The following is a 14,093-nucleotide window of genomic DNA, read 5'->3' on the forward strand; positions in this document are numbered from 1 at the left end:
TATATTTTCATACCTCAAGTCATGATTTATCTCATGACAAATGGGTCATCAATTGGCTCATCTGAGGTACGTAACCAAACTGTTTTGGTGGTGGTGTAATCTAGAACCGCATTTGCGCCACCTTCCCTCCCATGTCCCGAAAGCCCATGTCCACCAAAAGGCGCAAGTGGAGAAACCGCTCGGTAAGTGTTTAACCAAACAATTCCCGACCCAATGACTTTTGTCATACGGTGCGCACGGCTTAAATTGGTGGTAAAAACGCCTGCTGCCAGCCCGTAAGGCGTACTATTGGCTTTTTGCACAGCTTCCGCTTCATCTTTGAAGCTATCTACCGATAACACCGGACCAAATAGTTCTGTGGTAATGCAATCTGCTTGAGGTGCATCGGTACAATCTAAAATGGTCGGTGGATAGTAATAACCTGCTCGCTCAATGCTTTTACCACCGGTAAGCAGTTTTGCACCTTGCTGGATTGAACTTGCAATGACTTGCTCAATTTTTTGGCGTTGGCGTAAGGTACAAAGTGGTCCAAACTCGGTTGCCATCTCATGAGGTAAACCAATTTTTATGGTTTGTACACGCTCAACCAAACGCTGAACAAATTCATCTTTAATGCTTTCTTCAACCAGTAAACGTGAACCTGCTACACAACTCTGCCCTGTGGCCGCAAAAATAGCAGCGACCTGAGCATTTACCGCACTTTGAATATCTGCATCAGCAAATACAATAAATGGTGATTTGCCACCTAATTCGAGTGAAACTTTTGCAAGATTTTCAGCCGAGTTACGCACAATGTGCCGTGCGGTTTCTGGTCCACCGGTAAACGCAACATGGGCAACATCAGGATGACTACTCAACACGGCGCCACATTCAGGCCCGAAACCGGTAATCACATTGACCACTCCTGCCGGAAAACCCGCTTCATGGACCAATTTAGCAAAGGCTAACAATGGTCCAGGGCCGTCTTCAGAGGCTTTTAGCACGACGGTACAACCTGCCGCTAAAGCTGGACCTACCTTCACTGCCGATAAAAATAACTGACTGTTCCAAGGAACAATTGCAGCAACCACACCCACAGGTTCACGAACAATCCATGCTTGCATGTCTGCCTTATCAATCGGTAGAAAACTGCCCTCTAATTTGTCGGCAATACCTGCATAGTAGCGATAATATTCAGCGACATAGGCAATCTGGCTCGATGTTTCACGAATAATTTTGCCCGTGTCACTGGTTTCAATTTGAGCCAGTTGCGGTGCAGCTTTTTCAATTAAATCAGCCAGTTTATAGAGCAATTTACCGCGCTGGGAGGCCGTTAAACCTGCCCACTCCGGTGCTATTAACGCACTAGATGCCGCCTGAACTGCTCGATTGACTTCATCGGTTCTCGCTTCCGGCATGTATGCCCAGACTTCACCTGTTGCAGGGTTAATACTTTCAAACGTCGCTGCACCAGATTCAAACTGACCATTAATATAAAGCTGAAAATCTGCTGTCATGATATTCGCCTCTATGCAAATGCCGGCATAACTTCATTGATCATACGTTCTAATGAGGCTTTTTTACGTTCAAAGCTCATGCCTGTATCAATCCAGAAAGAATATTCGTTATAGCCCATCGCTTCATAGGCTTTTAAGCGATCAATGACTTCTTGGGCTTGCCCAATCACGTTATTTTTGCGCATCGCCTCAGGTGTATAAAAAGGATGTGCTGCAATTTCTTCAGGGCTTAAAGGTGCAATTAAACCTTGTTTAATTTCACGCTCATTTTTAAACCAAGCGCCGAAGTAGTTATAGAAGGTATTGATTTCATCTGCTGCCAGTTGAGCATCTTCTTCACTATCTGCCACATAGGTATGTCGGAGCAACATAATTTCCGGACGCGGTACATCACTGAACTTTTCACAAGCTGCATTGAAATGCCCCATGAGCTTTTCAACTTCTTCATCACCTAAATGTAACGGCGTTACCTGTACATTACAGCCATTTTGCACAGCAAATTCGTGGCTATTTGGATCACGGGCAGCAACCCAAATTGGTGGATGCGGTTGTTGAAGCGGTTGAGGCGCCGAAGTCGTTTTTGGAAACTGCCAAAATTCCCCGTTATGCTCATAATCGCCTTTCCAAAGGTTTTTAATTGCGGGAATCATTTCACGTAAACGCTGACCTGCACTCCATGCATCCATGCCCGGAACCATACGTTCATATTCAAACGAATAAGCACCACGAGCAATACCAATATCTAAACGGCCGTTGGTAATAATGTCGGTCATTGCAGCTTCGCCTGCAAGTTTAATCGGGTGCCAGAATGGCGCTACTACCGTACCCGTACCTAAACGAACATTTTGAGTCTTATTCGCTAAATCGACCAGATTTAAAAATGGGTTTGGTGCAATGGTAAAGTTCATGGCGTGGTGCTCACCTGTCCAAACCGCATGCATACCACCACGATCTGCAATTTGACAAAGCTCAATCATTTCATCATAAAGCTGCTTCTGGGTTTGCTGATCAGAAACACGTTCCATATGCACAAATAATGAAAAACGCATGATTAAACTTCCTCTTTAACGATTTGACGAACTGTACCTGTTGTCTGATTTCCGTAATAAACACCATAAGTTTTCAAATGGTTTTCTTTGCGATAGCGCATCAGCATACTTTCTAAAGCACTGTCTACAAACTCAAGTTTCTCAAGATCATTTAAATCGACAAACTGACCTTTAGTGGCTTGAGCTACGGGTGTGTTGCATAAAAATGAAATATATTGCTGCTGGTTTTCAACGTTTTCATATACAGAGTAAATGAAGTTGGCAGAAGCATCTGGCTGATATTGTGCAAAGATTTTCTCAAGTGCTTTATCGGCACCGTCTTTATCGACCATGACATGCGGAATAGTCCATTTATGATCGGCAGTTTCTTCAAGCAAAATGGTATTTTCATGTCCAATAATGGCACTCATCACCACTTTAGGGCCAGAGATCACCTCGGCAGAAAGTTTCGCTGGTGTGAAGTATCCACCACGATAATAACCAAGCCCTGCAAAACCGGTTGAAGCAAAATCTTCAACTTTACCAATTAAAATGGCATGGTCACCTGCATCGACAACTTGGTAGGTTGTACAGTCAAACCAAGCACTGACATGATCAATCAGCGGGTTCTGGCAAGCGCTTTTTGACCATGAAAGATTTGCAAAACGGTCTTCGCTTGGACGAGCAAAGGTATTTGAAACATCCTTTTGCTCTTCTGCCAAAATATTGATTGCGAAATGAGTGGTATTTGCAAAGTTATGATAATTGCTTGATGTCTTGGCAATACTCACTAGAAGTAAAGCTGGGTCCAAAGACACCGAAGCAAAAGAGTTCGCTGTAAAGCCAAGTGGCGTTCCATCTTCTTTACAGGTTGTGACCACCGTAACGCCCGTCATAAATGACCCGAAGGCATCACGTAGTTCACGCATTTTATTGATAGTATCCATTTCACTCATTGTTATATTCCTTCAGCAATGTGTGGCAAATTAAACGCTGGTTTCCAACCACGCTTGCATTGCATTATTCACTTTGTCAGGTGCAGTTAAATTCACCATATGACGTTCATTTTCAATGACAATTGCAGTGCCATGCTTTGCCTGTTTTGCCATTTGTATTGCCATTTCCGCTGTTGAGTTCGGATCATCCGTACCGGTCAACACCAAAGCAGGACAAGTGATCTTTGACCAGTCATCTGCATAAGTTTCATCGCCTTGTGCAAACGCAGAATACGCAGTGGTATAACCAGATAAGTCGACATTTTCGAGCCAAGTTTTCACTTTGGCAGCTGCTATACGCTCGACTTCACTTTCACCAAACCAGCGTTGTAGCGGAGTTTCAACATCAATACGGCCTGTTTTTAACTCTTCAGCTCTTTGGATGACTGCATGACGCGCCTGTGGTGTCCGTTTATACACACCATTGAGTACAGCCATCCGTTTAACTAAATCAGGACGGGTAACACTGACGCCTGTCGTAATGAGTGATCCCATTGAATGCCCTGCTAAATTTACCGGGCCTAAATTTAAGGCTGTAATAAATTCGATGGTCCATTCAACAAAATCTTGTAATTTTGCTTCTGCCGGTAATTTGGTGCTTTGACCATGTCCCGGCATATCTACTGAAATCACATGATAATGTTTAGAAAAATATTCAATTTGTGGATACCATGCCGCAGCTTGCATTCCCACTCCATGGATCAGAACCAGAGGCTCTCCTTCGCCTTGCTCAAAATAGTGAGCAATACGGTTATTTGACAGCTGCAGGGTTTTTGACATCATGACCTAACTCTTCCAAATCTTTATAACGATCACCAATACGATGATGTGGTCGACCACCTGTTGCTGCACCAATCACAACAACCAGTTCGTCAGCAGCAGGTGCATCTGGAATTGCAAATTGCAATGTTAAGTAATGAGAACGGCGGCCTTCGTCATTTTTATCCATCATTGGAATTAAAATCGGCGCATTTGCTGGGCCACGGGTATTGTTAAATGCCAAATAAGACTTCGCGCCAACAGCACTACGGTAAGTATTACCAAAATGTAAGGTGTGAATTAAAGCTGATGCATGCTCAAGTTCACCATTTAAGCCAACCACTGCACTTTTACCAAAAGCTTCAACAGCCTCGCCCGAACCGACTTCATCAAGAATAAGCTTGGTTAAATGCTCGCTTAAGATTGGAGCGATACGACGAATTTCCGGTGTTAGGTTTTCTACATAACCTTGCCCTGCCCACGGATTTTTAATCACCGCTGCTGCTGCCACCATTTTTAAAGGCTTGGCTGCTTCTTTGCCGCCATCTACATAAGTGGTTTCTACATGAAGCACAGTTTTACGTATGAGTTCCATTGCTCTTCCTTGCAAGTAAATTATCTTGTCATTCGTATTATGGTATACCATAATACATACTGAAAAAAAAGCAAGAGTTTGCTATGCTAATTTTTATTGAAAAACATGTAATGAAACTCAACATGTTAAAAAACAGGAAAATTTAATTACCTATGAATCTTAAAATTGAAAACCCGCCCGTAACTTTACGAGAGCTGTGTTTAGATAAAGTGCGTAATGCCATTATTACGGGCTATTTTCCTTCAGGAAAAAGATTGGTTGAAAGAACGTTATGTGAAGAACTTGGCGTAAGCCGTTCTGTAGTTCGTGAAGTGATTCGTTATTTGGAAGCAGAAGGTTTAGTCGAGATTTTGCCAAACAAAGGCCCTATTGTTTCGCTACTTAACTGGGACATCGCTTCACAAATTTATGAAATTCGTCTTTTGTTAGAGCAAAGTGCTGTGGTCGACTGCACTAAAAATCTAGATGAAAAAACTGCTGAAAAATTAAAACTTCTATTAGAAGATCTTAAAGCTGCGTTTGCCGCCGATGACATCAATCTCATTATTGCGACCTCTACCCGGCTTTATGAAACTATTTTTACTACAGCCAATCACCATATTGCTTGGGAAGTGGTTCAACGTTTAAACGGTCGAATTAGCCGTCTTCGTGCCATGACCATGAAATCGACAAAGCGTGAAATTTCAGGTTATCAACGTATTAAAAATATGTGTGAGGCCATTTATCTTCACAAAGACCCTGAAAAGGCAAAACAAGCTGTTGCTGAACATATTGCTGAAGCTGCTGCTGTCGCAAAAAATATTTTAGATGCTTGAAATCACAAATTTTAGGAAAAGGTAAATAGACCTTTATTGAATAAGTTATAGGGAAATACGATATGTCTGCGTACTGGATTGCTCATGTCACCATTCATGATATGGAACAATATAAACAATATATGGCCACTGCTCCGCAAGCTTTTCAAAAGTATGGTGCCAAGTTTCTTGCGCGTGGCGGTGCCTCTGAAGTCTTAGAAGGACAAGAGTTTGAACGCCACGTGGTGATTGAGTTTCCAGATATGGAAACTGCACGTGAATGTTATTTTTCACCTGAATATCAGCTTGCCAAAAGTAAACGCCAAGGCTGCTGTGATGTCATGGTGAGTTTTGTTGAAGGGATCTAAATTGCTGAATTGATTTCTCAACTTGAGAAATCAATTCTATTTTAAGTTGTTATATCGGCGAGCTTATTTATATGTTTTAAATAAACCTTATAAAAACCTCACCATTAACTCATCGTTCAATCGAAAAAATTTCAAGCAAACTAATCAGCTTCTTCTTTTTTAGAAGAAGACCCCAAAGCCATACTCGAAAATACGCCATCGCGATAAATCCACGCATGTAATAATGCAGCAGACAGATGACCAATAACGACAGCAAATAATAACCAAGCCAAAATTCCGTGTAGAGTACGGAACCAAGCGTAAAGCGTAGAGTTGGTTGGTGCTATAGGTGGAAGATCCCAACCCGGAAATAAAGTGACAGGCCAATTACCTGCCGATAGTGTTGCCCATCCGAGCAATGGCAAACTAAACATCAAAATATATAGTAGCCAATGTGATGCATGGGCAAGAAATGCCTGCCAGCGCGGTACAGTCGGCGGCAAAGGTGGAATTGGGTAACAGACTCGATTTATTAATCTTATGATGACCAATAGTAAGATTGCGATTCCTAAAGGACGGTGAATATCAATTAACCACGGACGCCAAGTAATTGAGGTGGTCATTCCTACCCCAATAAATAGCATAGCCAGAATTGCTGCCGCCATAAGCCAATGCAATATTCGAGCAGTCAAATTAAAATGACGTGGAGCATTATCGTTAGATTTATTTTGCATTGTTCATCTCTCCTATTTGCCCACGGCATCCGTTGCTTTGCCAAATCCAATTTCACGTAATCGAGCATTGTAAGACTGTGAATAGATAGCCGCTCGTGCTGCGAGTACTGGGTCATCTGATAACTCAATTCCCGGTGGCACCAAAGTTGGGTCAAAGTTAATATCACGACAAGCGCCATTTACCTGATCAGTTACATTTTTGACTTCTAATGTTCCGGCTATAACTTCTTTACGGTCTTTTGGCCAAGGCTGAGATGGGTCATTCACCGGGTCTCCTGGCTCGGCTAGTTGCAAAACTAAGTCCCAATAGAGCGGCCCTTCAGCCAAACGTTTTTTGATGTCTTTAAATAAGAAATCATGATCAGCTTGATCACGTTGCTCTTTCGTCAGACTAATAAATTTTGAATGAGGACGCATAGACCAACGGACGGGCTGTTCTTGTCCATTGGCTGCCCGCAATATAAAGGCATTTACAACATAAAATTCTGCACCGCTAAAACTACCGGTTAATGGCATCTTGGCCTTTTGCTCAATAGACTTACGCGCTTCGGGATATTCTTTTAAGAAAGCCTCAACAAGAGCTGGATCAGGTTTGCCAGTAGCTGGAACTGGTTTAAATGCTTTTTGCTGCGCCAAAAAACCTTCAGCATTTCGCGTCGGGAAATAGGGAAAGTTATTTAATTTCATGCGCCATTGTGAATGATCAGCTGCGGAAAGTAATAAAGCCATACTTACTGTTGCGGTAGAATTATCTGCCGCATGCGGATTACCGCTTCCAATAGAAAATCGGCCAATTGCTGGTATATCAGACTTGGCAAATACAGTGGCTTTAGAGAGTGCTGCTGCCGCACCATTACTGTGGTAAGTGCCATCAAAACAAATACCCTTTCCGTGTGCACGCCGATATCCGGGATCAAAGTTATTTAATGTGTCACCCAAAAAAGTTTTGGATGTTGTTCGATGTCCAAATAGACCAGCGGTCCAAGCAAATGCCAATACTAAAGCGCCTGCAATTACAGCAATACCTACGAATCGCAGCCAGTACTTCTTTAGAGTTTTAAAATTCAAATTATTCATTCTTCATCCTGTGTAAATTATATAGCTGCATTTATAAAGAAAAGTTTGATCCTATAAAAAGAGTATTACTTATATTGATGGAATTATGTTCAAGATTAGCTAAGTAAATAAAATCCCGAAATTTCTGGATCCAATAGTGATAAACCTTAATATAATATTTATTTGTGGGCCATATAAGTTACGTACCGTGAGGTTATTATTAAGTTTATTAACATTTGAATGGAGATAAATAAAGCATGGGAACGAAAAAAGTAAAAGTTCCCACATTTTGAAAAGTCACATTGGCTTTTAGTTTTATAAGTTGGCTATAAATTTTATATTTTAACTATTAGGTCATTTTCATATTAAATACACTCATGCCCCAGCCAACCAACTGGCTTTGAGCATGAGTGAATCGTTTAACCTTTCTCTTTTAACCGTTTTGGCGTAGCCCATATTAGTAGTGCAATACACACAACACATAAGCTTGCAATAATATACAGCGCAGGCGTTGTACTACCTGTTATGTCTTTAATATGGCCAACCATAATAGGACTAACAATTCCCCCTACTTGCCCTAATGTATTAATGAGCGCTGTACCACCCGCAGCCCCCGCCCCAGCTCCGACCAAGACTTTAGGTGGTAAATTCCAGAAAGAAGGAATTGCAGCAACAATACCTGCCCCTAATAAAGCAAGCGAAATGACTACAACAACGGGGTTCGCATCAAAGAAACCTGCTGTAAAGAAACCAATAGCACCTAAAGAGAGTAAACCAGCAGTAAATTTTAAACGCTCCCCAGATTTATCTGCTAAACGTCCGACAATTACCATTGTAATTGCTCCCATGAGGTATGGAATGGCACTAAGAAAACCAATCATTTGGGTATCATCAATACCTGAGCTTTTTATTAACTGTGGCCCCCAGAAATTTAAACCATAAGATGCAATCTGAATCAGAAAATAGATAGCACCTAAAATTAATAATCCCGGGGTTTTAATGGCAGCCCATAATGAATGAGAAGCCTTTTCTGGTTGTTTAGGTTCAACCAAACGTTTTAAGTGAGCTTTTTCTGAGGATGATAGCCATTGCGCATCATCAATACGATCTTTTAAATAAGTAAGAACACAAAGACCCAGTAAAACACAAGGCACGCCACCGACTAAAAATAACCAATGCCAGCCACGCATGTTCATCACACCATCAAGTGATGACAATAACACCCCTGAGATTGGTCCTCCAAAGATGCCTGAAAAAGCAGAAGCAAGGAAAAATAATGAAATAATTCGACCACGATAGCTTTGAGGAAACCAAAGCGTCATGTAATACAGCACACCCGGAGCAAAGCCAGCCTCCATTGCACCAATCAAGAAACGCAATACATAAAATTGCCACTCTGTGGTCACAAATACCATTAAGGCCGTTGCAACACCCCAAGAAATCATGATGCGTGCAATCCATTTTCTTGCACCAAATTTATGTAGCAATAAATTACTCGGTACTTCAAATATTACATACCCAATTACAAACAAACTGGCACCAAGGCCATAAGCTGTATTGCTTAGAGATAAATCAGCTTGTAACTGAAACTTGGCAAAACTAATGTTGATACGATCAAAAAAAGCAAATAAGTAACACACCATAATTAATGGCATGATTTTCCATGCTACTTTTTTTATTAATTGCTTTTCGGCAATTGCTTCAGCCGATAATTCCATGCTTTGCGTTAAACTCATTTATTTTCTCCTGAAAATGAGCCTTAAGACGCGTCCTATCAAGATTTTAAAGACGAGTTGACCGATGACGATACGAATATCGTCTTATCTCGAACTAACTTGAGTAACGTATCTTAATTAAGTGATTTGATATAATCCGGTATAGGATGCAAGTCTGTATTTCTCCCCGCCTTGGCAAGCTGACTTGGCGTGTCATGCCCTAAAAGAGCTGGTAAGGTTCTGGAAAGTTGAATGAGAGCATCTAAATCAATAGTGGTGGGTATTCCCATTTCCTCGCACATATTGACCAAATCTTCAGTACAGATATTTCCAGAAGCCCCTGGTGCAAACGGGCACCCACCTAAACCACCCAATGCAGCATCAAACCGTCTTGCTCCAACCTCATAAGCTGCAAGAGCATTAGTTAATCCCAATCCACGTGTATTATGAAAATGTAGGGTCAACTGCTCAGGCGAAATTAACGATAAAACGTGAGAGACAATTCTTTTCACTTGCACTGGGTTCGCCATACCAGTGGTATCTGCCAGTGTAATGTTATGAATACCTAGTTCTAAATAATGCTCAACTAGGCTAAACACTTCCCTTTCACTAATCTTACCTTCAAATGGACAGCCAAACGTTGTCGCAACAGTTCCGTTAAACTGTGTTTTTCCCTGTAGTTGCTCCACAATTTCGGTAAATCCCGCAAACGATTGAGCTTTAGTCATACGCATATTGGCAAGGTTGTGGGTTTGGCTAGCAGAGAGGACAAGATTTAACTCATTTGCATTGGCTTCCACTGCCCGAAGCGCGCCTTTTAAATTTGGAATTAGCCCAACATAAATAATATCTTTATGGCGTGTAATTCCTGTAAAAACCTCCTCACCATCTCTCAGATTCGGAATCGCTTTTGGCGAGACAAAAGACCCTGCCTCAATTCGAGAGAAACCCATTGTCGACAATTGATTAATCAAATCAATTTTCTTATCGGTAGGTACCCAAGTTGGCTCAATTTGCAAACCATCTCGTGGAGAAACTTCTTGTACAACAAGTAAGTCGGAAAATGCTGTCATTGCACTACTCCCGATACACGTAGGCTTTCAATTTCTTCAGCTTGATATCCGTATTGTTTTAAAACAGATTCGGTATGCTCACCCAGCTCAGGACCACGCCATTTGACCTGCCCCGGTGTTTCGGAAAGCTTCGGAACAATACCCGGCATTTTTACCACCTGACCATCAGGCAACTCGGTTGAAAGCAACATATCACGTGCATTAAAGTGCGGATCATTGACCATATCGGCTACAGAATAAATACGCCCAGATGGAACCTCAGCCTGTTCAAGCTGTTGTAAGACTTCATCAATTGAATGCTGTCGACTCCATGATTCAATTGCAGCATCGAGTAAATCACTTTGCTGCGCACGCCCATCGTTGTGTTCAAACTCAGGTCGATTTGCCAAATCTTCACGACCAATTACATGCATTAAGCGCTTAAAAATTGGGTCACTGTTTCCTGCAATCACCACAAAAGCATTGTCTTTGGTTCGATAGGTATTTGAAGGTGCAATACCCGGTAATGAACCTCCAGAACGCTCCCGAATAAAACCATGCAAGTCGTATTCCGGGACAACACTTTCCATAATATTGAAGACACTCTCTGCGAGTGACACATCAACAATCTGTCCGTTACCATTATTGGTTTTAATATTCACAATCGACATTAAAGCGCCAATCACTGCATGTAATGAAGCAAGTGAGTCACCCAAACTCACGCCAACTCGTGCAGGCGCAGAATCTTGAGAACCCGTTGTATAACGAATTCCACCCATTGCCTCACCAATTGCACCAAAGCCCGGCTTGTCTTTATAAGGGCCAGATTGACCATAACCAGATATGCGAACAAAAGTTAGTTTAGGATTAATTGATTTTAGGGTTTCCCAATCTAACCCCAGCTTTTCAAGCGCACCGGGACGCATGTTTTCGACCAGAATGTCGGTATCGACAATCATCTTTTTGATTAAAGCAATTGCTTCCGGTGACTTAAGATTAAGAGCTAAAGATTTCTTATTACGTGACTGTAAATACCACCACAAAGATGTTCCGTGATGTAACTTACGCCATTTACGAAGTGGATCGCCTTTGCCAATAGGTTCAATTTTTATGACTTCAGCACCGAACTCAGCAAGAATACGTGTTGCAAAAGGAGCTGCAATTAGCGTTCCTATTTCTAGGACTTTTATTTTTTCAAGGGCTAGACTCATAGCAATCCATATTATATCTACTTCCGATAGAATTAAATTTATGGCGCAATGAGCAGTAATACAATTCTTAAAAGATCAACAAGTCTTCGTGTTTTGCGAAACCTATAAAAATCATTTAGGTATAATTTCTTTATGTGGATGCATAAAATATTGTTTTAAAAGCAAAGTTACTGGATTTAAAAACTCATCACGCTTGGACACAAGATATAAGTCTCTTTTTGCCCAATCATCGGTTAACTCTACACTTGCCAGTCCTAATGGTTTACCAAAGATTTCAAATACCTTATGTGGCAAAATCCCAATCCCCATACCCGCCTGTACCATACGGCAAACAGCATCAAAACTTGTCACCAATATTCTGAGTTTGAGCTGCTTTCCTAACGCTTCAGACTTTTGCTGCAAAATCCGATTAATCGCACTTTGAGTATGCAAACCAATAAAGTCGTAATCTAATGCATCTTCAAAGGAAATGATTTTCTGTTCACTTAAATATTGCTGGTTTTGTATGACCGCGACCAGCCGATCGCTACGATAATGATAATAATCCAGATCTTCTGACAAATTCTCGGCAATGCAGATGCCTAAGTCGGCAATTTTATTACTTACATTTTGAATAATTTCTATACTAGGGCGTTCTTCAAGCTCAATCTTAATTTGGGGGTTTTCAACAATAAAAGGATGTAGACTTTCGGGTAAAAACTGAATGATCGTTGATAAATTTGCCTGTAATCGTACAAAACCTTTAATGCCTATTTTGTATTCTTCTAACTCAACCGAAGCTTTATAAACCGAGTCTAAGATGGTTCTGCAATGATAAAGCAGGCTTTCACCAGCAGGTGTAATTTGCATGCCCTTACCATCACGAATAAACAGTTTGGTTCCAATCAAATGCTCCAAATCAGTCAAACGCTTACTTGCCGCAGACAGCGCAATCATATTTTTTTCAGCGGCCTTGCTCAGAGATTTTTCATCACAAACAGACTGGAAAATCGTTAAGGTGACCAAATCCAATTTACGAATAATATTTTCTATATGCACTACAGATGACCCATCTTATAACTTGAAACTCATAACGCTATAATAAATATATAGAATTATAAAAATTTTATATTTCTCGCCTATGATTCTGATAAATAAAATATTATCAAAAGCTTAAACTTACCAAGTTAAAATCAAATCTAAATTAATTTACTGAGTATTAAAAGCTGATTATGGAATAACATCATAAAACTCTCACAATTCAGTTCATACATATGCTTCCCCAATCACGGACTAAAATTTCTAACAAAAGAGTTTAAAAAACAATCCAACATCTTTTCCCGCTCGATTGCCCCATCTGAACTTAAAAGCTGAATAATTGTGCCCTCCACCATATATACAAATAGCTTGGCATCGGTAAAAGAAGCATCCGCGTTTAGCACTCTAAGCTGACTATAAATTTCATTTTTGAGCCATGTTCTATAGCGCATTGCGGTCTGATAGGCTTTGGGATAACTATTTTTAATCTCAAATATGGCTTTAAATAATAAGTAATACGGCCCTTCTAAATCGGTATGTAAATAATAAAGCTTCTTAAGTTTATCTATTGCAGCAGTGTTTAAGTCATACTCGACCATTGCGACCACTTGTTCTTGGAGCTTTTCTTTTTGCACAATCAGGCAGATTTCAATAAGCCGTTCTTTTGATTGAAAGTAATTATAAAAAGTCGCTTTCGTAATTTCTGATTCTTTCACTATTCTGTCGACGCCAATAAGGTGAAAACCACGGTGATGGAACAGATCAATTGCTTTATTTACAACATATAAGGTACGTGTTGGGAGAACTAAATTTGGCATAGTTTTACCGTTATAAAAATTTTTGTTGTATGTAGAGATAAAAAAGCCTGTGCCCTTTTTGGGAGAAAAAAAGGCACAGCAAAGCCGTAAAGACTGTGCTTGGCACATCTCAAGTTTTGTTGTTGCTATGTTTTAAGTAAAAATGACTTTAAGCCTGAAAACCTTAAGGCATTCAAGCTGCTTTAATTTTTAAGCCGTGTCGTTATAGCTTTTGGCATTGAGAGCCAAGAAATAATGGATGTACAAAGCCAACTCCTTTTTATTGGGAGTTCTGCCGACATGAATAGAAATTATGGTGGCAGAACGAGAAAGGGTTCGCGGACTGGTACAACAACCAGCACACCCGAAGGTGTCCCTCTCCCGTCCTGAACTGCACCCCATAAGTTAGACTTTTTAAACTTATGAGGTGTGCCCTATGCCAATTCCGAAGCATTCAAAAGAGTTAAAATTAAAAGTCATTCAAGCTTATTTAGATG

Annotated in this window: 14 protein-coding genes; 2 read left to right on the forward strand and 12 right to left on the reverse strand. The window is 40.8% G+C overall.

Annotation, left to right across the window (positions count from 1 at the left end; genetic code table 11):
• Positions 1 to 26 precede the first annotated feature (26 nt).
• From tgnC to KNQ97_RS02440, 5 genes are read right to left on the reverse strand one after another with little or no spacing between them, the layout of a single operon-like run.
• Positions 27 to 1,496 (reverse strand): (Z)-2-((N-methylformamido)methylene)-5-hydroxybutyrolactone dehydrogenase, encoded by a 1,470-nt coding sequence (gene tgnC / locus KNQ97_RS02420; RefSeq protein ID WP_253611754.1) that lies wholly within the window; start codon positions 1,494 to 1,496, stop codon positions 27 to 29.
• Positions 1,497 to 1,507: 11 nt separating this feature from the next.
• Positions 1,508 to 2,545: a flavin-dependent trigonelline monooxygenase oxygenase component gene (gene tgnB, locus KNQ97_RS02425; RefSeq protein ID WP_031997389.1), complete on the reverse strand. Its 1,038-nt coding sequence runs from the start codon at positions 2,543 to 2,545 to the stop codon at positions 1,508 to 1,510.
• 2 nt (positions 2,546 to 2,547) lie between these two features.
• On the reverse strand, positions 2,548 to 3,480 hold the full coding sequence (gene tgnA / locus KNQ97_RS02430) for a flavin-dependent trigonelline monooxygenase reductase component (protein ID WP_001293253.1): 933 nt from the start codon (positions 3,478 to 3,480) through the stop codon (positions 2,548 to 2,550).
• 30 nt (positions 3,481 to 3,510) lie between these two features.
• A complete protein-coding gene (locus tag KNQ97_RS02435) occupies positions 3,511 to 4,302 on the reverse strand; it encodes an alpha/beta fold hydrolase (RefSeq protein WP_000987218.1) in 792 nt (263 codons plus the stop codon).
• Positions 4,271 to 4,873 carry an amino acid synthesis family protein gene (locus KNQ97_RS02440; protein ID WP_000420415.1) on the reverse strand — a complete coding sequence of 201 codons (603 nt, stop codon included), beginning with the start codon at positions 4,871 to 4,873 and terminating at the stop codon, positions 4,271 to 4,273. Before KNQ97_RS02440 ends, KNQ97_RS02435 begins: the two co-directional genes overlap by 32 nt.
• A 152-nt stretch (positions 4,874 to 5,025) precedes the next feature.
• Between KNQ97_RS02440 and KNQ97_RS02445 the strand changes: the two genes are divergently transcribed.
• Positions 5,026 to 5,688, forward strand: coding sequence for a GntR family transcriptional regulator (locus KNQ97_RS02445; protein WP_001049495.1), 663 nt, complete (start codon positions 5,026 to 5,028; stop codon positions 5,686 to 5,688).
• A 62-nt stretch (positions 5,689 to 5,750) separates the two neighbouring features.
• Positions 5,751 to 6,035, forward strand: a complete 285-nt coding sequence (locus KNQ97_RS02450; protein WP_001277471.1) for a DUF1330 domain-containing protein — start codon at positions 5,751 to 5,753, stop codon at positions 6,033 to 6,035.
• 140 nt (positions 6,036 to 6,175) lie between these two features.
• Here KNQ97_RS02450 and KNQ97_RS02455 read toward each other — a convergent pair whose 3' ends face one another.
• The 7 genes from KNQ97_RS02455 to KNQ97_RS02485 form a co-directional block, all read right to left on the reverse strand.
• Positions 6,176 to 6,748 carry a cytochrome b gene (locus KNQ97_RS02455; protein WP_253611755.1) on the reverse strand — a complete coding sequence of 191 codons (573 nt, stop codon included), beginning with the start codon at positions 6,746 to 6,748 and terminating at the stop codon, positions 6,176 to 6,178.
• 12 nt (positions 6,749 to 6,760) lie between these two features.
• Positions 6,761 to 7,825 carry a catalase family peroxidase gene (locus tag KNQ97_RS02460; RefSeq protein ID WP_001061488.1) on the reverse strand — a complete coding sequence of 355 codons (1,065 nt, stop codon included), beginning with the start codon at positions 7,823 to 7,825 and terminating at the stop codon, positions 6,761 to 6,763.
• Between the two features lie 398 nt (positions 7,826 to 8,223).
• A complete protein-coding gene (locus KNQ97_RS02465; RefSeq protein WP_039244920.1) occupies positions 8,224 to 9,540 on the reverse strand; it encodes an MFS transporter in 1,317 nt (438 codons plus the stop codon).
• A 113-nt stretch (positions 9,541 to 9,653) separates the two neighbouring features.
• Positions 9,654 to 10,592: a hydroxymethylglutaryl-CoA lyase gene (locus KNQ97_RS02470; RefSeq protein WP_253611756.1), complete on the reverse strand. Its 939-nt coding sequence runs from the start codon at positions 10,590 to 10,592 to the stop codon at positions 9,654 to 9,656.
• Positions 10,589 to 11,782 carry a CaiB/BaiF CoA-transferase family protein gene (locus tag KNQ97_RS02475; protein ID WP_000050378.1) on the reverse strand — a complete coding sequence of 398 codons (1,194 nt, stop codon included), beginning with the start codon at positions 11,780 to 11,782 and terminating at the stop codon, positions 10,589 to 10,591. The genes KNQ97_RS02470 and KNQ97_RS02475 overlap by 4 nt, the downstream gene beginning before the upstream one ends.
• A 111-nt stretch (positions 11,783 to 11,893) precedes the next feature.
• The gene (locus tag KNQ97_RS02480) at positions 11,894 to 12,820 is read right to left on the reverse strand and encodes a LysR family transcriptional regulator (protein ID WP_000546789.1); all 927 of its coding nucleotides are present in this window, start codon (positions 12,818 to 12,820) and stop codon (positions 11,894 to 11,896) included.
• 227 nt (positions 12,821 to 13,047) lie between these two features.
• Positions 13,048 to 13,617 carry a TetR/AcrR family transcriptional regulator gene (locus KNQ97_RS02485; protein ID WP_253611757.1) on the reverse strand — a complete coding sequence of 190 codons (570 nt, stop codon included), beginning with the start codon at positions 13,615 to 13,617 and terminating at the stop codon, positions 13,048 to 13,050.
• Positions 13,618 to 14,093 lie beyond the last annotated feature (476 nt).

It is taken from the genome of Acinetobacter sp. UC24323 (assembly GCF_024151445.1).
GTDB classification, from domain to species: Bacteria; Pseudomonadota; Gammaproteobacteria; order Pseudomonadales; family Moraxellaceae; genus Acinetobacter; species Acinetobacter baumannii.